The organism is Arcicella sp. LKC2W, from assembly GCF_034931005.1.
Lineage (GTDB): Bacteria > Bacteroidota > Bacteroidia > Cytophagales > Spirosomataceae > Arcicella.
This window is the reverse complement of sequence record NZ_JAYGIN010000011.1, coordinates 151,555-172,619: the sequence shown is the minus strand read 5'-3', so window position 1 is coordinate 172,619 and position 21,065 is coordinate 151,555. Positions and strand designations below refer to the sequence as shown.

11 protein-coding genes are annotated in these 21,065 nt (G+C 37.1%); all 11 read left to right on the top strand.

Annotation, left to right across the window (positions count from 1 at the left end; genetic code table 11):
• Window positions 1-67: 67 nt before the first annotated feature.
• The gene (locus VB796_RS10480) at window positions 68-1,426 is read left to right on the top strand and encodes a glycoside hydrolase family 88 protein (RefSeq protein WP_323346487.1); all 1,359 of its coding nucleotides are present in this window, start codon (window positions 68-70) and stop codon (window positions 1,424-1,426) included.
• Window positions 1,423-2,661 (top strand): rhamnogalacturonan acetylesterase, encoded by a 1,239-nt coding sequence (locus VB796_RS10475; RefSeq protein ID WP_323346486.1) that lies wholly within the window; start codon window positions 1,423-1,425, stop codon window positions 2,659-2,661. Before VB796_RS10480 ends, VB796_RS10475 begins: the two co-directional genes overlap by 4 nt.
• Window positions 2,662-2,842: 181 nt before the next feature.
• Window positions 2,843-4,918: a T9SS type A sorting domain-containing protein gene (locus VB796_RS10470; RefSeq protein ID WP_323346485.1), complete on the top strand. Its 2,076-nt coding sequence runs from the start codon at window positions 2,843-2,845 to the stop codon at window positions 4,916-4,918.
• Between the two features lie 103 nt (window positions 4,919-5,021).
• Entirely contained in the window at window positions 5,022-6,170 is a 1,149-nt protein-coding gene (locus VB796_RS10465; protein ID WP_416233523.1) for a glycoside hydrolase family 88 protein, read from the top strand.
• A 54-nt stretch (window positions 6,171-6,224) separates the two neighbouring features.
• Window positions 6,225-7,028, top strand: coding sequence for a rhamnogalacturonan acetylesterase (locus tag VB796_RS10460; RefSeq protein WP_323346484.1), 804 nt, complete (start codon window positions 6,225-6,227; stop codon window positions 7,026-7,028).
• A gap of 210 nt (window positions 7,029-7,238) precedes the next feature.
• On the top strand, window positions 7,239-9,452 hold the full coding sequence (locus VB796_RS10455) for a fasciclin domain-containing protein (RefSeq protein ID WP_323346483.1): 2,214 nt from the start codon (window positions 7,239-7,241) through the stop codon (window positions 9,450-9,452).
• Between the two features lie 123 nt (window positions 9,453-9,575).
• Window positions 9,576-12,845 carry a SusC/RagA family TonB-linked outer membrane protein gene (locus tag VB796_RS10450; protein WP_323346482.1) on the top strand — a complete coding sequence of 1,090 codons (3,270 nt, stop codon included), beginning with the start codon at window positions 9,576-9,578 and terminating at the stop codon, window positions 12,843-12,845.
• A 143-nt stretch (window positions 12,846-12,988) separates the two neighbouring features.
• Complete coding sequence (locus VB796_RS10445; RefSeq protein WP_323346481.1) at window positions 12,989-14,503, top strand: RagB/SusD family nutrient uptake outer membrane protein; 1,515 nt, start codon at window positions 12,989-12,991, stop codon at window positions 14,501-14,503.
• A gap of 146 nt (window positions 14,504-14,649) precedes the next feature.
• Window positions 14,650-16,299 (top strand): fasciclin domain-containing protein, encoded by a 1,650-nt coding sequence (locus VB796_RS10440; RefSeq protein WP_323346480.1) that lies wholly within the window; start codon window positions 14,650-14,652, stop codon window positions 16,297-16,299.
• Window positions 16,300-16,390: 91 nt separating this feature from the next.
• Window positions 16,391-17,836: a fasciclin domain-containing protein gene (locus VB796_RS10435; protein ID WP_323346479.1), complete on the top strand. Its 1,446-nt coding sequence runs from the start codon at window positions 16,391-16,393 to the stop codon at window positions 17,834-17,836.
• 26 nt (window positions 17,837-17,862) lie between these two features.
• On the top strand, window positions 17,863-21,036 hold the full coding sequence (locus VB796_RS10430; RefSeq protein ID WP_323346478.1) for a SusC/RagA family TonB-linked outer membrane protein: 3,174 nt from the start codon (window positions 17,863-17,865) through the stop codon (window positions 21,034-21,036).
• Window positions 21,037-21,065 lie beyond the last annotated feature (29 nt).

Here is a 21,065-nt window from a genome sequence, read left to right as displayed (position 1 = left end):
TCAAAGGAAATGGTCTATTTAGCTGTACAATTCTAATATTTAGGGTTAGACCAAGCAAAATCAAAAAATGAAAAAAAACATCGTTTTAATTTTTACGCTTTTAGTTAGTTCGACAGGTCTTTATGCACAAAGAAATGTTACCAATGCAAATGATTCTAATACTCCCTTGCATTTATTAAGACCTGATTATCCAATTAATTATGGTATTCCTAAAACAGAAGAAATAAAAGGCTCTTTAGATAAAATTCATGCTTATTTGAATGAGGTAACACCTGCCGAATTTATCAATTCAAAAACTGGTGAAACCGTTACAGATTTATCAAAATTAGATGAATATACTGCTTTGAAAAAAGGCGATTTCAGAATTGTAAGTTATGAATGGGGGGTTACTTACGGAGCTATGTTATTAGCAAGCCAAGCTACAGGTGATGGACGTTTTAAGGAATATTCAGAAAAAAGATTACAATTTATTGCCAATGCCGCTCCATTTTTCAAAAAAACAACGGAAGAACACGCAGATTGGGGAACAAAAGGACCTTTGAAGGGTTTACTGACACCGCACGCTTTGGATGATTGTGGTGCCATGTGTGCTGCCATGATTAAGACTTCTCGTGAGGGAAGTAAATCTAATTTTCGCCCATTAATTGATTCGCATATAGACTATATTCTCAATAAAGAACACCGTTTAAAAGATGGTACATTAGCAAGAAATCGTCCACAACCAAACTCACTTTGGTTAGATGATATGTTTATGGGGATTCCTGCTTTGGCTCAAATGGGAAAACTTACAGGCGACAAAAAATATTACGACGAAGCCGCACGTCAAGTATTGTCTTTTTCTAAAAAGATGTTCAATAAAGACAAAAACGTATATATGCACGGTTGGATTGAAGGAATGACAGAACATCCACAATTTCACTGGGCAAGAGCCAACGGTTGGGCAATTCTTACTAAGGTTGAATTGTTAGAAGTTTTACCAGAAAATCACCCTGCTCGTCCTGAAATTTTGGCATTGTTGAAAGCTCATGTAAAAGGTTTAACAGGCTATCAATCAGGCTCAGGTTTTTGGCATCAATTACTTGACCGTGAAGATTCATATCTTGAAACATCAGCAACGGCAATTTATACATTCGCTATCGCCCGTGCCATCAATCGTGGTTGGATAGATGGGCTTGCTTATGCTCCAATGGCACTTTTAGGTTGGAATGCCGTAGCGACTAAAATCACAGAAAAAGGTCAAGTAGATGGAACTTGTGTGGGTACAGGAATGGGTTTTGACCCTGCTTTTTACTATCATCGTCCAATCAGTCCATTTGCCGCACATGGTTACGGCCCTGTAATTTTAGCTGGTGCAGAGGTGATAAATCTATTAAAAAGTAAGAAGTTTGAGATAAATGATAGCTCGGTTCAATTGTTACAAAAATGAAAAAAATAATTTTCTTAATTGGGTTAATTTCCCATTTTTCATTTGCTCAAGTGCCTCAAAAATTCAATTTTGAGGCACTTAATAAAAAAGGATTTGTCGCAGTTACTTCCGAACAACTTTATAGCTCTACTCAACCTTATGGTTATGTAAAAGGGACAAATAACCACTTTTTTACCTTTGATTTATCCGAAGGAAATTATGATGTAAAAGTATGCTTTGGGAGTAATACCGACGATTCAGAAACGACTATTAAAGTAGAAAACAGGAGATTGGTTCTTGAAAAAATACAAGCAAGTAAAGGTGAAACGATAACAAAAACATTTACAGTTAATCTGCGGAATGCAAAGATTGATGAGACAAAAAGCGTTAATCTGAAACCAAGAGAATCAACTTATTTGCATTGGGATAATCAACTAACATTTGAGTTTTGTGGAAAGAAACCTGCCGTGAAAAGTATTGAAATAATACCCAATAACAAGGCGATTACGGTATTTTTAGCAGGTAATTCAACGGTAGTTGACCAAGTGCAAGAGCCTTTTTCGGCATGGGGACAAATGATTCCAAGATTCTTTAATGCTCATAAAGTTGCCATTGCCAATCATGCCGAGTCGGGAGAGTCATTGAAAAGTTTTGTGAGTGAAAATAGATTAGAAAAAATATTGTCTCAAATGAAAAAAGGAGACTATTTGTTTATTGAATTTGCTCATAACGACCAGAAAATTAAGGATTTTAGACCTTTTGTTGAGTATAGAAATTTGCTGAAAGACTTTATAGAGAAAACTCGTAAGAAAGGAGGTAATCCAGTATTGGTTACATCCATGCACCGTCGAAATTTTGATGCAAATGGTAAAATTATCAATACACTTGGAGATTTTCCAGAAGCAATGAGATTGACCGCACAAGAGTATAATGTCCCTTTAATAGACCTAAACGCTGTCAGTAAAATTCTTTGGGAAAGTATGGGTGTAGAAGAATCCCAAAAAGCATTTGTTCATGTACCCGCAGGTGTGTATCCAAATCAAGAAAAAGCCATTGCAGATAATACTCATTTTAGTAATTATGGAGCGTATCAATTGGCAAAATGTATTGTTGAGCAAATTAAAAAAATACAATTGCCGATTTCAAAGTATTTAGTACAAACAAATTCTTTTGACCCACATTTTCCAGATAACTTACAAACATGGGATTTTCCTGCAAGTCCAGCAATTCCAGTTATTAAGCCAGATGGAAATTAAATGTTATTATGACCCTGAACGTGTCAAAATAACACTTTAGATAAAATATTATCAAATTTATAAAGCATTAACTATAGTAAAATTGGGATAATTTACATGACCCCGACAGCGGTTGCAAAACCCTGTCGGCGGTTAATGTTTTGAAATCTAAAACACAAAACTCTAAATATACATTTAACTAATGCACGTTCGTTTTTTCCTCGTATTTCTATTTTTTGCCACTATTTGTCAAGGTCAGCGGTTTGTTGAAAACCTCAATCGTGGATTAATAGCCGTGCGTACAAGTCCAACTCAGGTATTTTTGAGCTGGCGTTTATTAGGGACAGAAGCAGAATCAACCACTTTCAATGTTTATAGAGATGGTGTCAAATTGAATACTTCGCCTGTCGTTATCAGTACAAATTTTATTGATAATTCGGGCAGTAATGCCATTTATACCGTTCGTGCAATCATCAATAATATAGAACAAAAAGATTCTGAACAAGCCAAAATTTGGGAACAAGCTTATTTAGATATTTCGCTGAAAGCTCCCGCAGGTGGCACAACGCCCGATGGTGTAGCATACACCTACAATGCCAATGATTGTAGCGTTGGCGATGTAGATGGAGATGGGGAATATGAAATAATTTTGAAATGGGACCCTTCAAATGCAAAGGATAATTCGCAAAGTGGTTATACAGGTAATGTTTATTTAGATGCCCTAAAGTTGGATGGAACCCAATTGTGGCGAATTGATTTAGGCAAAAATATCCGTGCAGGAGCTCATTATACCCAGTTTATGGTCTATGATTTTGATTCTGATGGAAAAGCAGAAATTGCTTGTAAAACTGCCGATGGAACAATTGATGGAAAAGGAAAATTAATTGGTGATGAGAAAGCCGACTATCGTAATAAATCAGGTTACGTACTTTCTGGACCCGAATTTTTGACAATTTTCAATGGACAAACTGGCGAAGCAATGGCAACAACTGATTATTTGCCTGCTCGTGGAACGGTTGAAAGTTGGGGAGATAGTTACGGAAATAGAGTTGATAGATACATTGCTGCCGTTGCTTATTTAGACGGGAAACGCCCAAGCCTTATCATGGGGCGTGGTTATTATACTCGTTTGGTAAGAGCCGCTTGGGATTGGCGTGATGGAAAATTAACTTCTCGTTGGGTTTTTGACAGTGATAATAACAATAAAAATTACGAATATCAGGGCAATCACCAAATGACCGTTGGCGATGTTGATGGCGATGGTAAAGATGAAATTATTAATGGAAGTAGTGCCATTGATGACGACGGAAAAGGATTGTACGAAAATCATTTAGGACATGGTGATGCACTTCACATGACCGATATGAATCCAGACCGTGAAGGACAGGAAATTTGGCAGTCACATGAAAGTCCTTCCAAATATGGAGCTTATGGTCTTGAATTTAGAGATGCCAAAACAGGTACACCACTTTGGGGTGTAGATGGTGAAAACAAAGATATTGGTCGTGCTTTAGCCATTGATATTGACCCACGCTATAAAGGTTATGAGTGTTGGGGTTCAATAGGTGGATTATATGATTGTAAAGGAAATTCAATTGGAACGGCAAGACCTTCTATGAATTTTGCTGTTTGGTGGGATGCTGACCTTTCTCGTGAATTATTAGACGGAAATCATATTGATAAATGGGATTATTTGAACGGAAAATCTAATAGAATTTTAACCGCAACCGATTATTCGTCCAACAATGGAACAAAAGCAACGCCAAGTTTGAGTGCTGATATTTTGGGTGATTGGCGGGAAGAGGTAATTCTTAGAAAAACGGATAATACGTCATTAAGAATTTTCACAACGACTATTCCTGCAACGAATCGCATTTATACGCTCATGCACGACCCACAATATAGAGTGGCAATTGCTTGGCAAAATTCGGCATACAATCAGCCACCGCATCCAAGTTTTTATTTAGGCGATGGCATGAATAAACCGCCAAAGCCTAATATTCAGTTGGTTGCTAAAGAAAGTTCACAAATAATAACAGGTATTGACGAGAATATTACGCACAAAGCAACGGTTTTCCCAAATCCTTCAAGACATTCATTTCAGTTAAAGATGCAAGGCAAATTTACCTATTCAATTATTACAACGAATGGTAGAAAAGTAGAAAGTCATTCTTGCAAAGATGAATGTGAAATAGGGGCAAAAATACCAACTGGCATTTACATTATTCAAATAGAATCAGCACAAGGAAATGACTCTTTAAAGATTGTGAAAGAGTAGATTATTTAGGTGACGTTTTTTGTAACACAAACTTCAGTCTGTAAATCAAGATTGTTATTTACAGGTTAAGCCTCTGTTACGAAATAAATAACCATGTTAAAATATGAACAAACAAACATACATGTATCTCAAAACCCTTAGTATTGGGCTAATTATCATGGCATTAAGCATCAATTCAGATGCACAAAATATGCCTAAAAAACAGGAGGTTTTAAAAGCAATTACCGCTGCTAATGATTATTTCATGACCGAATGGTCGGATGTTAGTAAACCCATTTGGTCGTCAGACAAAACTCGTCCAAGCAATATTTGGACTCGTGGCGTTTATTATGAAGGATTGATGGCACTTTACAAAGTTGATAAGCAAAAACGCTATTATGACTATGCCGTTGCTTGGGGAGAAGCCCACAAATGGGGACTCAGAAATGGAACAAAAACCAGAAATGGCGATGACCAATGTTGTGGACAAACCTATATTGATTTGTACATGATTGACCCAAAACCAGAGCGTATCAAAGACATCAAAGAGAGCATGGATTACATGGTCAATAGTGAAAAAATTGATGATTGGTCGTGGATTGATGCGTTGCAAATGGCAATGCCCGTTTTTGCTCAGTTGGGGGTAATCTATAAGGACAATCGCTATTATGAAAAAATGTATCAGATGTATATGTACACAAAAAATGTACATGGAGACAAAGGTTTGTATAATCCAGTAGAAAAGCTTTGGTACAGAGATAAAGATTTTGACCCACCTTACGTAACACCCGCTGGCAAAAGTTGCTATTGGTCACGTGGTGATGGTTGGGTGGTTGCTGCTTTGGTGCGAGTATTAGATATTATGCCCAAAAATGCTCCACATCGTGAAGAATATTTGAAAACCTACTTAGAAATGATGAAGGCTTTGCCTGCATTACAAAGAAAAGATGGTTTTTGGAATGTGAGCTTAATGGACGAAACTGATTTTGGAGGAAAAGAATTAACAGGAACTGCATTATTTGCTTATGGAATGGCTTGGGGAATTAACAAAGGCTTGATTAGCAAAAAAACATATAAGCCAATCGTTGCCAAAGCCATGAATGCCATGATTAAAGATTGTGTGCATCCAAACGGATTTTTGGGTTACGTACAAGGAACAGGAAAAGAACCAAAAGATGGTCAGCCGTTGTCGTTTGAAAAAGTGCCAAACTTCGATGATTTTGGCGTTGGCTGTTTCCTTTTAGCAGGAGCGGAGGTTTATAAGATGAAGTAACACAGACTTTAGTCTGTCTATTTTAATTACAGACTAAAGTCTGTGCTACATAAAATGAAAAAATATATTTTCTTGATTTTAAGCTGTATTTGCTTAATAAGTGCCAAACAAAAAACCAAACCAACGCTTTATATCATCGGTGATTCAACCGTGAAAAATGGTTCTGGAAAAGGTTCAGACGGACAATGGGGCTGGGGAAGTCTCGTTTACGAACACTTCGATACAACTAAAATCCATATTGAAAACCATGCCATAGGTGGCAGAAGCAGCCGTACATTTTTGACGGAAGGACGTTGGGAGAAAATCTTGAAAAATCTTAAAAAAGGAGATTACGTCATGATGCAATTTGGACATAACGACGGAGGTGCTATTAATGATACCACCCGAGCAAGAGGCAGTATCAAAGGAACGGGCGAAGAAACCCAAGAAATTGATAATATGCTCACCAAAAAGCATGAAATCGTACATTCTTATGGTTGGTATATGCGAAAATACATCACTGAAACCAATGAAAAGGGAGCAACTGCCATCGTATTTTCACCAGTACCACGCAATGTTTGGAAAGAAGGTAAAATTCCAAGAGATGGCTACACCAAATGGGCATTAGAATCAGCCCAAACGGCAGGAGCTTTTTTTGTAGATTTGAATGAGTTGGTCGCAACAAAATACGAATTATCGAATGAAGCAAAATTGAAAGCTGATTTCTTCCCAACTGACCATACACACACAAACCATGCAGGAGCAAAACTCAATGCTGCAACGGTAATCGAGGGCGTAAAGACCTTGAAAGATTGCAAAATCAACAAGTTTGTTTTGACGGAAAGACAGATTAGAAAACGTAACAAAAAGGTTGAATAAACTCAAATTGGGTAATTTTCGATATCCAATTTATTCCTATAAAATTCGTAAGGTGATTGTCTGATTTCTTTAAAGCCTTACGAATTTCTCATAATCTTTTGGTAGAGTAAATAAAATCTTAACAGTAATTTGATTAAGAGTAGAATAAAAATAGTTAAAATTAAATTGTACTTAACGAAGAAAATTTATAAAAATTACAATCAATAACGTATGAAACACCAATACCAAATGCGTACATTTTTTATCCTTTTTGTGGCTTTCAGTTCGTTGGTGAGTTGCACACGAGAAGAGTTAGACATTTACGCACGTCCTGCGGGATTAGAACCGCCCATTTACCAACAATTACAGGCTAAGAAAAACTTCAATACACTTTTGCAAGTCATTGATAAAAGTGGCTACCAACGTACCCTGAGTAGTGCAGGTTATTGGACAATGTTTGCTCCAAATGACGAAGCATTTACGAAGTATTTTCAAAAAAATAGCCTGACAATCGGAACAATTGACTCTACAAAAGCACGTGAGCTAATCCAATACTTATTGGTTTATAATGCCTTTGACAAAGACAGATTAGACGACTATCAATCGACTATTGGCTGGGTTCCGTCGAAGGCATTTAGAAGAAGAACTGCTTATTACACAGGCTTTTATACTGACCAAACTTTTGAGGGAACACCTGTAAAAACAGTTGCATCAAACAGAAATTCAACATTTTATTCGACTGCCGATAACAACAATAAATATTTATCGTATTTCACCGATAATTATTTTGCTGATAAAGGACTTTCTGCGGCTGACTACAATTATTTCTATCCAGCGGTGTCATATACAGGCTTTAATGTAATGGATTCAAAGGTTGTAACTAAGGATATTGTTGCAGAAAACGGTATGATTCACGAAGTTGATAACGTTTTTACGGCACAACCTTCTATCGAAGAATATTTGCGTAACAAACCCGAATACAGTGAGTTTAAGAAGATTTTGGAAAAATATGCAGTCAATTTTATTCCAAATGCAGAGGCAACGAAAAAATACCAGATTTTAACGGGGAAAAGCGACCAAGTTTATATCAAATCATATTCAAAACAAGCACTTACGTTTTGGCCAAATAATGAAAATTACGCCAAATTTGCCGATAACGACGGTCAACAGGAGGCTTGGAGTATTTTTGTGCCAACTAACGAAACGCTACAACCTTTTCTCAAAAACGTAATTCTTGAAAATTATACTTCTTTAGACGTTGTTCCTTCAAGTGTTATTGCCGATTTATTAAATGCTCACTTGTGGGCTTCAGGTGTTTGGCCAAGTAAATTCAAAACGTCATTTAATGGTTTTGGTGAAGAAGCTCGTTTCGACCCTGCTGCCAATATTGTTGATAAAAAAATATTGAGTAACGGGTTCTTCTACGGAACCAATAAAGTACAGGAAACCAATGTTTTCAGTACGGTTTATGCCAAAGCGTATCTCGACCCAAAATATTCAATTATGACCCGTTTATTGAATTTGGATTTAAGACCAACCATTCTTAATCCAAAATTCAATTATACCGTTTTCATGATGAGTGACGATGCCTTCAAGACCGCAGGTTATGATTATGACGGAGCAAAAAATGAATGGGGATATACTGCTCCAGGAACAACCACACGTACAGTTGGTGATGTGAACAGAAACAACTTATTGAGAATGGTAGCAACCAGTGTGATTCCTACGCAAAATAATGAATTGGATAATTTGAGCAAGGACGGAATCATTGATGCTTCTAATGGTGAATATATTAAGTTTTCACAAAATAAAGTTTTTTCAGCGGGTTTAGTTGATGCCAATAAATCATTAACCATTTTAGGCTCAAAAACGGCTTCAAATGGTAAGGTTTATTATACAGATGGATTACTGAATTTTACAGCATTAAATATTGGAAAGCATATAGAATTGTTGGGAACTGCTACAACTTCGCCATTTAACTTCTTTTGGCAATTCCTTAAAAACTCATCAAATACTTATAATGCCACAACAGGCGAAATCACAGGGACGGCTTCTGGGTCATTCTATACAGTCTTTGTACCTGATAATGCGGCTATTCAAGCGGCAGTTAATGCAGGTGTTTTACCAGGAACAGGTACAGGAAGCATAAAAACTCCGAATTTTAATCCTACCACCAACGACGATAAGTTGAAAGTTTTGAATTTCATTTCATATCATGTTTTGAATAAAAAATCATTGATTCCAGATGGTAAAGAATCAGGTTCGATGGAAACGCTATTGAAAGATAACACAGGCGATGGAATCAGAGTGACGGTTATCAATTCGGTAGGAGCGATGCAAGTAACAGATAGAAACAGCCGTAAATCGGTAGTGAATGTTGCTAAAAGTAACAATCTTTCCAACCGTGCGGTCATCCACTTAATGGATAATTATTTAAAACCATAATAAATAGAAATTAGGGTTTAGTTATTGGGTTTAAGTCGCTGTAAATCAGTGAGTAATAGCTATTCTTAAAAAGGGATATTTATCAACATTTTATATTGAGTCGTTAATTGAAACTTAAAGCGAATGAAAATATTTACTAAATTATTGTTGATTATTGGGGCAATCTGGACGCAAGGCTATTACGCCTCCGCACAAACTCCCGCCCCCACAAATATTGTTAGAGGAAAAGTCATAGACTCCAAAGACAATTCGCCCGTGATTGGGGCAACCGTTGCCGAACTCGACAAAGACAATCGTACTATCAAAGGCGTTACAACCGATATTGAAGGTAATTTTGTTCTCCGAATGAATTCTACGGTACACCTTCTTTCATTTTCGAGTATTGGTTACAAATCGCAAAAGGTATCTATAAACGGGAAAAAAAATATCACCGTTTTACTGGAATCTACCGATAGTGAAATTGAAGAAGTAGTGGTTTCGGCACAACGAAACGACAACGGATTAGTTTCACACTCAGACCGTAGCAATACGATGGCAGTTTCTAAAATTGACATCAAACAGATTGAAGAAATGCAAGGTTCATCTATTGACCAAATGCTTCAAGGGCGTTTGGCAGGTGTGGATATTACCGCCAGCTCAGGTGACCCAGGAGCAGGTATGCAAATCAGAATTAGAGGTACTTCATCAATCAACTCAGCCGTTGACCCAATGGTAGTAGTGGACGGAATGCCTTATGAAACTGCCATTCCTTCTGACTTTAACTTTGGTACTGCCGATGAATTGGGTTATGCTGCTTTATTAAATCTTGCTCCAACGGACATCAAAAATATTACTATTTTGAAAGATGCCGCCGCCACTGCTATGTGGGGTTCAAGAGCTGCAAACGGAGTTGTAGTAATTAATACAAAGCGTGGTAGCATTGGTAAACCATTGATTACTTACACTTTTAAGGGGTCACTTTCAAAACAACCTTCTGCTATTCCGATGTTATCGGGCGACCAATATTCAATGCTTATTCCTGAAGAATACATGAATAGAAATGGTGTACCACTTAATACTCAAAGTGTTAAAGAATTTCAATATGACCCCAACGACCCTTATTGGTATAACAATTATAGCAATAATACCGATTGGATAAAGGAAATTACGCAGTTAGGAAATGCCCAAGACCATAATATTTCGATTACTGGTGGTGGGGAAAAAGCTAAATATTTTGCTTCATTTGGGTACTTCAATCAACAAGGTACAACGATTGGAACAGGTTTAGACCGTTTAAATACACGTATTAACCTTGATTATAACGTTTCAAATCGTATTCGTTTCAAAACTGACCTTTCGTTTACGCATTCTGATAATGACCGTAATTATGTGAATTCAAATAGTTCGTCAGACCAAATCAGAAATATTGCCTACAAAAAAATGCCAAACATGAGCGTTTTTGAGTACAACGAATATGGCGTAATTTCTCCTAATTATTTTTCACCATTCAGAAATATTCAGGGAGGTTATACAGGTACTTATAACCCTGTGGCTATGGCTTTGAGTGCCAAAAATAATATTATTTCTGAAAGAATTATTCCTCACTTTCAATTACAGTACGACTTGAAGCCAGCCGTTTTGATGGCTTCATTTGATGTTCAATTTGACATTAATAATACCAAAAGTCAGTCGTTCCTTCCACAAATTGCAACAGGACAAACTTGGACGAGTTCAAACGTAAACTTGGCTTATGATGGAGACGTAGATGTTTTTGGTATCACAACAAAAACGGCTTTGATTTATACTCCAAAAATCAAAAATACAAAACACGATTTAACCAGTCTCTGGGTGTTGAATACTTCTGATATAAAAAGCATTTCTCAACAAGCTTCTGTACCCAATACGGCTTCTGACTTACTACAAGATATTACCAGTGTAGCTCGTCAGACATCTTCTGTACTTTCATCGTCTATCAATCAAACTCGTTCGGTTGGTTTACTTTGGAATATGCACTATGGATTCAAGGAAAAATACATCATCGACGTAGGTATTAGAGCGGATGGAAGTTCAAAATTTGGTCCAGCGTATCGTTATGGATTGTTCCCATCGGTATCGGCAAAATGGAACATTTCGGATGAACCGTTCATGCGACCTTTCGAGAGTTTTGTTGATAATTTGGGTTTGAGAGCCAGTTATGGACAAAGTGGAAATGCACCGAGATATGATTATACTTTCTTTAGCACTTATGCCACTTTGGGTTGGTCATACTTGGGTCAAGCGGGCGTAGTACCTGCTTCTATGGAGTTGAAAAACTTACGTTGGGAAACCATTACAGGAAAAAACTTAGGTTTAAACCTGTCGATGTTCAAGAAAAAAATTACAATTGATGCTGAATTATACGCCAACCGTACCGAAAATCTATTCTTTAACGGTCTTCAAATTTCATCATTTACGGGTTTCAATAGTGTAAACATGAACGTTGGCACGATGGATAACTTAGGTTGGGAATTAAACTTGGGTCTTACGCCTTACAAATCTAAAAATTGGCAGGTTGATTTGAACATGAACGTATCAAGAAATATCAATGTAATCCGTGAAATTTCTGATTTATACCCACGTACCAGAGGAAATATTACTGCCAATGGTGAGTACAAAACTTATATGCAAGAAAATAACCCTTTCGGTTCATTTTATGGATTTAAGTACACAGGAGTTTATAAAGATAAAAACTCAACAATTGCTAAAGGGAAAAACGGTGAGCCAATCATCACGCCAGACGGACAAGGTGTTTATATGAGATTTAACTATCCTGCAACAGATTATACTTTCCAACCTGGCGATGCCATGTACGAAGACATCAACCACGATGGAAATATCAATTATATGGATATTGTGTATTTGGGCAATAGTAACCCTGCTTTAACAGGTGGTTTTGGTGGAACAATCACTTACAAACAACGATTGAAACTAACGGCTTTCTTCAACTTTCGTTCTGATTATGACGTAGTAAATGGTACAAGAATGGCGACAACTGCCATGTATGGTTACGACAATCAAAGTACAGAGGTGCTTTCAAGATGGAGAAAAGAAGGGGATGTAACCAATGTACCAAGAGCATTATTTGGAACGGGTTATAACTGGTTAGGTTCAAGTCGTTATGTGGAAGATGCTTCGTTTGTTCGTTTCCGTACTTTAACGGTTCGTTATACTTTCTCTAAAAAAATAAACGATTTGTTGAAAGTCAAAAACCTAAGTGGTTATCTGACAGCAGAAAATTTATTTACATGGACTAATTATCAAGGACAAGACCCAGAGGTTTCGATGCGTGGAGGTGACCCATTCAGAGTAGCGATTGATTACTCAATGACTCCACCTTCTAAAACGATTACTATTGGTTTAACTTCTTCGTTTTAAGGGAATAAATAGTTGTTAGGTACACTGCTTAATAAGTTACTTCTACTTCCCGAAAGTTATTTTTACTTTCGGGAAGTTCCCCAAAAAATTGTTCCTCGAAAAATATTTTAAAGCATATATTTTAAAGTAAAATATTTAAAAAAATGTTAAAAAAACTACTTCATAGTTCAGTGTGTTTACTACTCCTTATCATACCTACGTCGTGTGATAATTGGCTTGATTTACAGCCACAAGATGGTATCACGAAAGATAAATTTTGGAAAACCAAAGAACAAGTGCAAGCGGGAATGTCAGGAATTTATGCCTCAATGCTTGCTCCAAGTTCAACCAGTATTACAGCTGTTAGTTCTTTGGGAGGAAATAGCTTAGTCGTTAATTTGTTTTTGTGGGGAGAACTTCGTGCCGATATGCTCACAACAACATTTGCAACCCGTGCCGAAGACCTCGACATTATGAATGTCAACGTATTGGCAAGTAACGGAATCACCAACTGGAGAACCGTTTATCAAATCATTAACTATTGTAATACGGTCATTGATTTTGCTCCTGCGGTTTTGGAAAACGACAAAACTTTTACGCAAGCATCACTCAACAGTTATGTAGCAGAAGCGAAGGCAATTAGAGCATTAATGTACTTTTATTTGGCTCGTACTTTCGGAGATGTTCCTTTGAAATTGAAGTCAACCAGTACCGATGAAGAAATTCAGCAAATTCCTAAAAATACGCAAGCGGAGGTTTTAGACCAAATTGTGAAGGATTTGAATGAAGCCGAACCCGACGCTCCATTGACTTACGGAAATACGGCTTCAGACAAAGGACGAATTACTCGTTATACCGTTAATGCCATTCAAGCAGATGTGTATTTGTGGATGGAAAAATATGCAGAAGCATTGACTGCTTGCGATAAAATTACGAAAAGTGCTAAGTTTGGATTGATTGAAGGTTCTCGGTTTTTCAATACAGTTTTTGTGCAAGGAAATTCTAATGAAAGCATTTTTGAATTACAATTTGACCGTCAAAGGTTAAATGAGTTTTATCCATTATTTGCCAATCCACGTCGTTTCAGTGCCAATGCCTATGTGATGGATTATGTTTATACGCAAGATTTTACCGACGATACTAAAAGAGATTTAAGAGGTCCAGAAGCTTCTGTGAGAGCAACAGATGGTATGATTTGGAAATATTCGGGCATCAATGCTACTCAAGCACGAGCCATTGAAGATTATACTGCTCATTGGATGGTTTATCGTTATGCCGATATTTTACTGATGAAAGCGGAGGCATTAGCATTGCTCAATCGTGGAGCAGAGGCTTTGGCAATTGTTGGAACAATTAGAAACAGAGCCACCGCTTTGGAATTGACCAATGAAAACCCAGACCCAACCAATGCAGAAGCAGTGGCTGATTTTATCTTGGCTGAACGTGCCAGAGAATTTGCTTTTGAAGGAAAACGCTGGTATGATGTGCTTCGTCACGCTAAACGTAATAAATACAAACGATTAGATATCATGCTTGAAATGATTTCAAGAGCTGCTCCGCCAGATAGACAACAATCTGCAATCGCTAAATACAAAGATTTCAACAGTCATTATTTGCCAATTTATCAGTACGAATTACAGACAGATAAAAACTTGGTACAGAATCCATTTTACAAATAGAGATTGAGTTAGAAGTCATAAAACGTTGAGTTTTAAAAGTGTTTTATCCTCCTTATGACTTAAGAAGCTTTTGACTTTCAGACTCTTACAGCATTTTCAATTCAAATAAAGTAATGAAAAAAATATCAAAATCTATATTCATCCTAATGACAACTATCTTCGGAAGTTTGTACTTATTAGGTTGTACAGAGATTCAAATCGTAGAAACAACCACTACCGATGTGAATATGTATAGTTATTTGAGGAAATATCCAGACAAATATTCAGATTTTGCAACTATTCTCGACCGAGCGGGCTACGCCAGTTTTTTGGATGCTTATGGAGCGTACACAATGTTTGTACCAACCAATGCAGGTGTGCAAGCATTTTTGAAGGGCATCAATAAAACTTCTGCCGACCAACTAACGGTTGAAGAAGCAAAGGATATTGCCAAAATTCATATCATTCGTGATACCCTCACGACCAAATCTTTCAAAGATGGAAAATTGCCATTAATTACCATGTACGGACAGTATTTGGTAGGTGGGGTTTCTTTTGAAAATGGTATTTCGAGTTTTAGTGTCAATCGTCAAGCATCTGTTACGGAGTCGAATATCATCGTTGGAAATGGTATTTTACATATCATCGACAAAACATTACAACCTGCCAAATCATCACTTTCTGGAATGATAGAATCAAATCCTAATTATTCCATTTTTACGCAGGCACTCAAAGAAACAGGTTATTACGATTCTTTGAAAGTGGTTGATGAAGATTTATCAAAACGTTGGTCAACGATTATTGTAGAATCTAACGCAGTATTAAATAAAGCAGGTTTTGCCACTTATGATGCCTTGAAAAAACGATACTCAACTACAGGAAATCCTCGCTTGAAAACGGATAGTTTGAATATTTATATGGCTTACCATATTCTTCCAGGTATCAAGTATTTAGCCGATATTATTTCGGCGGCATCGCATTTAACGAAAGTACCATTGGAAGTGGTAACGTCCAAATTAGACGGTCAAACTGTTTTATTAAATGATGTTGATTTCAACGGAACTTACGAACCTGGTGTTGAACTGGATAGAACATTAAGTGACAATGCCGCAACTAACGGTGTACTTCATAATACCAATACGCACTTTGTAGTCAAATTCCGTAAGCCAACGCCAATTCATTGGAAAGTATCCGACTTCCCAGAGATTCGTAAACTACCTGCTTATTTCCGTAAACAAGGTTATGCTTTTACGATGGGGTCAATCAAAGACTGGTCGTGGCAAATGAACAACATCTCTTACGTTTATGGAACAGGAGGAGTTACTGCCACTACTTATTTTAATGACTGTTTGCAAATTCCGTTGGGACTTGGAAACGCAGCCAGAAGTAACTGGATTGAAATGAAAACGCCTTTAATTGTAAAAGGAAAATATAAAGTTTGGATTTGTTACAGAGCTCAAAAACAGTCAGGTTCATTGGGTACAACGGGTGGGTCTGTCAATATTGTTCAAGTAAGTGTAAACGGAGAACCTTTGCCAAGACCAGTCACTTTTACCGACCAAGCTCCAACGGGAACACCAGGAGAGTTAGAATCTTTAGGTTGGAAAATGTACATGAACAATGTAACCTCTCTTTTTGCTTGCGGAAGACTGTTAGGAACAATTGATATTAAAACAACCGACCGCCATAACCTTCGTATGCAAGCCATTGGTGGCGGTGGACAAAATACCAATAACGTCGATTTAATTCAATTTATTCCAGTCGATATGAACCAACTAAGTCCAAGATTTACACAATCAGGCTTAATGGTTCCCTAAATAAAACCATAGAGGATTTTGCGTTTTATCCTACCGAAATCCTCTATGAATATAGTTTTAGCTGATAAAAAACGATTTAACTCAAGAGAAAATGATTAAAAAATATACATATTTCCTAATACTTGTCATCAGCTTTATTTCGCTTTCTTGTGAAAAATGGGATGACCGTATAAGCCTAACCGATGCGGCTTTAGGACGAAGCCTTGCGGAGCAAATAGCCTCACAGTCTGATTTGAGTAAATTTCAAGAGCTATTAGTGAAAAGTGGCTATGACAAACTCATTAGTGCGTCTCAAAATTATACTGTTTTTGCTCCTTCCAACAAAGCCTTAGAAGGTTTTGACATGGCAAGTTTAAAAGATAGTGCCTCTATCAAAGCATTTGTCGGAAATCATATTGCCCTACAATCTTATCCGATGCCTTCTGGCAGCACAGAAACAAGCATCAAATTATTAAACGGGAAATACGCTACGCTTACGAAAGGAGCATTGGGAGAATCTCCCATTTCAACGGCTAATACTTATGTGGGCAACGGAGTATTACACATTCTTGATAAATATTCACCCGTTTTACCAAGCGTTTGGACATATATCAATGGTGCTAAAGATGAATACGCTCAGAATAAATTAATTGCCAATTTGGCGTATTATTCTTTCAATGCTTCAAAAGCAATTGTGGATAGTATTAGCGGAACAACAGGTCGCCCGATTTATAGACCAGGAAGCGGTTTTGAACTCAAAAATCTATTTACTGATGCCGTTTATGACCTAAACGATGAGTCGAAACAATACACGTATTTTATTTTGAACGACCAAGCATTTACAACTGAGCTTACGAAGGTAAGTCCGTTTTTCAAGACCTCTACTGCTGACAGTACCTATAATGCTTCAGCTTGGAATGTTGTAAAAGACTTAGCGGTTGAGGGTTATTATACTCCTGATAAATTGCCAGCGGTTCTCAAATCAAAGTTTGGCGTTGAAATTCCATTGAATACAACAGCCATTGTGAAAACCATCAAATTAAGTAATGGTATTGCGTATGTATTCAATAAGGTTGATTTTAAATTACAAGAAAAAATACAACCAATTGTAGTAGAAGCAGAAGGTAATAGCACCTTTATGCAAAGTATTTCTACGGCTACTTTTGCGGTATTAGAAAAGAAACACCCGACCACTAATTCACTTTCTAAGCATATTTTATTTGCAGGACATGGAGTAGCCAATTTTTGGGTAAGATACAGAATTCCGCAAGTACCTGCCGCTAAATATAAAGTGTATTGGGTAGCAGTAAACGACCAAACAAGACCAAATTATACGAGTAGTGGCGTAACGCCTCCTGTAACGCTGACTCAACGTTTGGCAATGGGAAATGTAACCAATACCACTTTTGCGAATGTAACGGTTACACTCAATAATTTCTCAGAGGTACTTCTCGGAGAATACACAACCAACAAATATGGTACTTTAGACATATTCCTGCAAGGCAGTGGAACAACGCCTATCGTATTGGATTACGTAAGGTTAGTACCCGTTTTATAAAAGACATATTCAATAAAATTAATTTTATGCGAGCATCTCAGAAAATAACATACTTAATGATTAGCTTCTTACTCATTACTACGGGCATTTTTGCTCAAGGTGATGTGGTAGTCCTAACTCAGAAGGCAAAATATACCAATCAAATATCAGGACTTATTTCTGATGCCGTTACCCAAAAGCCATTGATGGGAGCGAGAGTATATTACAAACAAGCCACAACCGCTATCACTGATGATAATGGTGTTTTTAAATTATTAGTACCAAACTATTCTGTTTCGGTAGTAGTAGAAATGGCTGGTTATCAGTCAAAAGAAGTTTTTATTGCGGGAAGAAAAGACCTAAAAGTGAGTCTAAACGAAGAAGGTCATCCTTCTTTCAATCAAGAAATTGCTCTTCCAATTAATGCAGTTTCAGGTAATCGTCTTACTTCGGCAGCCGTTTCAGTTCAATTAACAGACACTTGGTCAAGAGCAACGGATAGCCCAGATAGTTATTTGCAAGGAAAAATTGCAGGCTTAAATGTAACTCGTCACTCAGGAATTGCTAATTCTGGAGCCAATTTGATGCTTCGTGGATTGTCGTCAATGCAAGCAACCAATCAGCCTTTGATTATTGTGGATAACATGATGTACGACAATAGTCAATACGGTAACTCATTGATTAGTAATTACATTGATAATCCTTTGGCAAATATTGATATTCGTGATATTAGTAATATTACGGTGTTGAAAGATGCTTCGGCAGCCGCAATTTATGGTACAAAAGCCGCTAATGGTGTTATTTTAATCACTACGGCAAGAGCCAAAGAATTAGGAACAAAAATTGATTTGGCAGTTTATGGTGGCATGAATGCCGCTCCCAAAGCTTTGCCCGTGTTGAACGTAAGCGATTATCGTACTTATTTGTCAGACTTGTATAAATCGGGCGGTGCAACGACGGACTTGATTCAGTCATTGCCATTTATGAATGATGATAAATCGTCGGCGAGTTATTATCAGTATCATAACAATACTAATTGGCAAGACAAAATGTTCGCCAATCAGCAAATGTCAAATATGTATTTGAAAGTAACTGGTGGTGATAACATCGCAAAATATGCTCTTTCGCTAAATTATGCCAAAAATCAAACGGCTTTAGCTGGGTCAGATTTAAGTAAATACAGCACACGTTTCAATGCAGATTTGAATTTGAGTCGCCGTTTAAAAGCAACGACCAATTTAAGTTTCTCTTTCAATGAAGCTACGGTAAAAGATTTAGGTTTTGCTTCAAAAACAAATCCTATCTTTTTATCATTGACGAAAGCACCATTTTTGAGCGACCATGATATTTCAAGTCTTGGGATAGCTTCTCCAGATTTATCGGACGAAGATATTTTCAATGTCGGAAACCCAACGGTGGCAGCACAAACGATGTCAGCGTCCAATCGTTCATATCGTTTTGCAGGAACAATCAATTTTGATTATGAATTAAGCAAAACACTTCATTGGGGAAATACAATTGGTTTGATTTTCGATAAAATTAAAGAAAATCGTTTTGTACCGAAACGTGGTATTTTGAGCGATACTTTAGGGCTTTATTTGGCTGAAAACAAATTAGGCTCACAAACAAAACGTCTATTTAATTTATTCAACGATACGTATTTTTCTTATAATCAGACCTTTAAAGATATTCATTCATTATCGGCAAGAGTTGGAGCAAGATTTTTAAATAGTCGGGTGGAACAAGACCAAATTTTAGGTTTCAACTCAGCAACGGATGAATTAGTAACCGTTGGCAATGGACAAAGATTATTGAACAAAATCAGCGGAGGCATTGGAACTTCAAACTGGTTAAATACTTATGTCAGTTTAGATTATAATATTTCAGACAAATATTTCTTGGCATTTAACATGGCAATGGATGCGTCGTCGAGATTTGGGAAAGAGGCTGTTTCTGAAGGTTTCAAAATTGGAGGTTCTCCAACCGCTTTAATGCCTTCTATTTCAGGTGCGTGGATTGTTTCATCAGAAAAATTCATGGCAAATTCTCCTTTTGATTTATTGAAACTTCGTGCTTCTTGGGGTAGCGTAGGCAATGACGACATCGGAAATTATGCTTCTCGCCAATATTATGTTGTTCAGAATTTATTAGGAATGCAAGGATTAGTTCGTGGAAATATTGGTAATGCTGGATTGAAATGGGAAACTATCACCAAAACCAATTTTGGCATTGATGCGTCATTGTTCAACGAAAAAATTAACCTTTCGGTGGACTTCTTCAACAACAAAACCAATGATATGTTGACGATGGAGAAATTACCAACTACTTCTGGCATTTCGTATTTATTGACTAACAATGGTTCAATGGAAACCAAAGGTTTGGATGTTTCTTTGAATATCAAGGCAATTAATCATGTAAACTTAAAATGGGATTTTGGGGTGACTTTGGGAAAAAACCAGTCAACACTTACCAAATTACCTGACGATAATACGGTTACTACTTACGGTTCGGCTTCATATATTTCTAAAGTCGGACAAGCTCCCAATCTTTTCTACGGTTTATCTGCTCAAGGCGTTTATACTTCTGATGCTGAAGCGAGTGCCGCAGGTTTACAAACCAAGCGTCCAGACGGTTCATTGATGCCATTTAAAGGTGGTGATATGAAATTTGTAGATGTAAATGGCGATAAAATTATTGATGAAAAAGACAAACAAGCCATTGGTAATCCAACGCCAGATTTATTCGGTTCGGTAGTCAATCGTGTTTCATTCAAAAACTGGACTTTAGATGCACTTTGTACGTTTGTTTCGGGCAACAGTATTTTCAATTATACTCGTAGTGCTTTAGAATCAATGTCGAATCAAAATAATCAGACACAAGCAGTTTTGAATCGTTGGAGAGGAGATGGACAAGTAACTTCTATTCCGAGAGCCTCAATGAATGACCCAATGGGCAATAGCCGTTTTTCAAGTCGTTGGATAGAAGACGGTTCGTATTTTAGAGTAAGAGCCATTACGCTTTCGTATAATCTGCCATTGGATGCAAGCATGGTGAAATACCTAACATTCTATGGTACAGTTAACAATGCGGTTACATTTACCAAATATTTAGGCTATGACCCAGAATTTAGTGCAACTAATAATATTTTTGGACAAGGCGTTGATAATACCCTCGAACCAATCCAAAAATCGTTTCAGTTAGGTCTTAAAATTGGTTTGTAAAAGCCAACCCCTCCCCGACAGGGAGGGGA

Excerpts from the sequence above, each read along its gene's own strand:
- VB796_RS10480 (WP_323346487.1), top strand. The coding sequence starts at position 68 with ATGAAAAAAAACATCGTTTTAATTTTTACGCTTTTAGTTAGTTCGACA.
- VB796_RS10475 (WP_323346486.1), top strand. The coding sequence starts at position 1,423 with ATGAAAAAAATAATTTTCTTAATTGGGTTAATTTCCCATTTTTCATTT.
- VB796_RS10470 (WP_323346485.1), top strand. The coding sequence starts at position 2,843 with ATGCACGTTCGTTTTTTCCTCGTATTTCTATTTTTTGCCACTATTTGT.
- VB796_RS10465 (WP_416233523.1), top strand. The coding sequence starts at position 5,022 with ATGAACAAACAAACATACATGTATCTCAAAACCCTTAGTATTGGGCTA.
- VB796_RS10460 (WP_323346484.1), top strand. The coding sequence starts at position 6,225 with ATGAAAAAATATATTTTCTTGATTTTAAGCTGTATTTGCTTAATAAGT.
- VB796_RS10455 (WP_323346483.1), top strand. The coding sequence starts at position 7,239 with ATGAAACACCAATACCAAATGCGTACATTTTTTATCCTTTTTGTGGCT.
- VB796_RS10450 (WP_323346482.1), top strand. The coding sequence starts at position 9,576 with ATGAAAATATTTACTAAATTATTGTTGATTATTGGGGCAATCTGGACG.
- VB796_RS10445 (WP_323346481.1), top strand. The coding sequence starts at position 12,989 with ATGTTAAAAAAACTACTTCATAGTTCAGTGTGTTTACTACTCCTTATC.
- VB796_RS10440 (WP_323346480.1), top strand. The coding sequence starts at position 14,650 with ATGACAACTATCTTCGGAAGTTTGTACTTATTAGGTTGTACAGAGATT.
- VB796_RS10435 (WP_323346479.1), top strand. The coding sequence starts at position 16,391 with ATGATTAAAAAATATACATATTTCCTAATACTTGTCATCAGCTTTATT.
- VB796_RS10430 (WP_323346478.1), top strand. The coding sequence starts at position 17,863 with ATGCGAGCATCTCAGAAAATAACATACTTAATGATTAGCTTCTTACTC.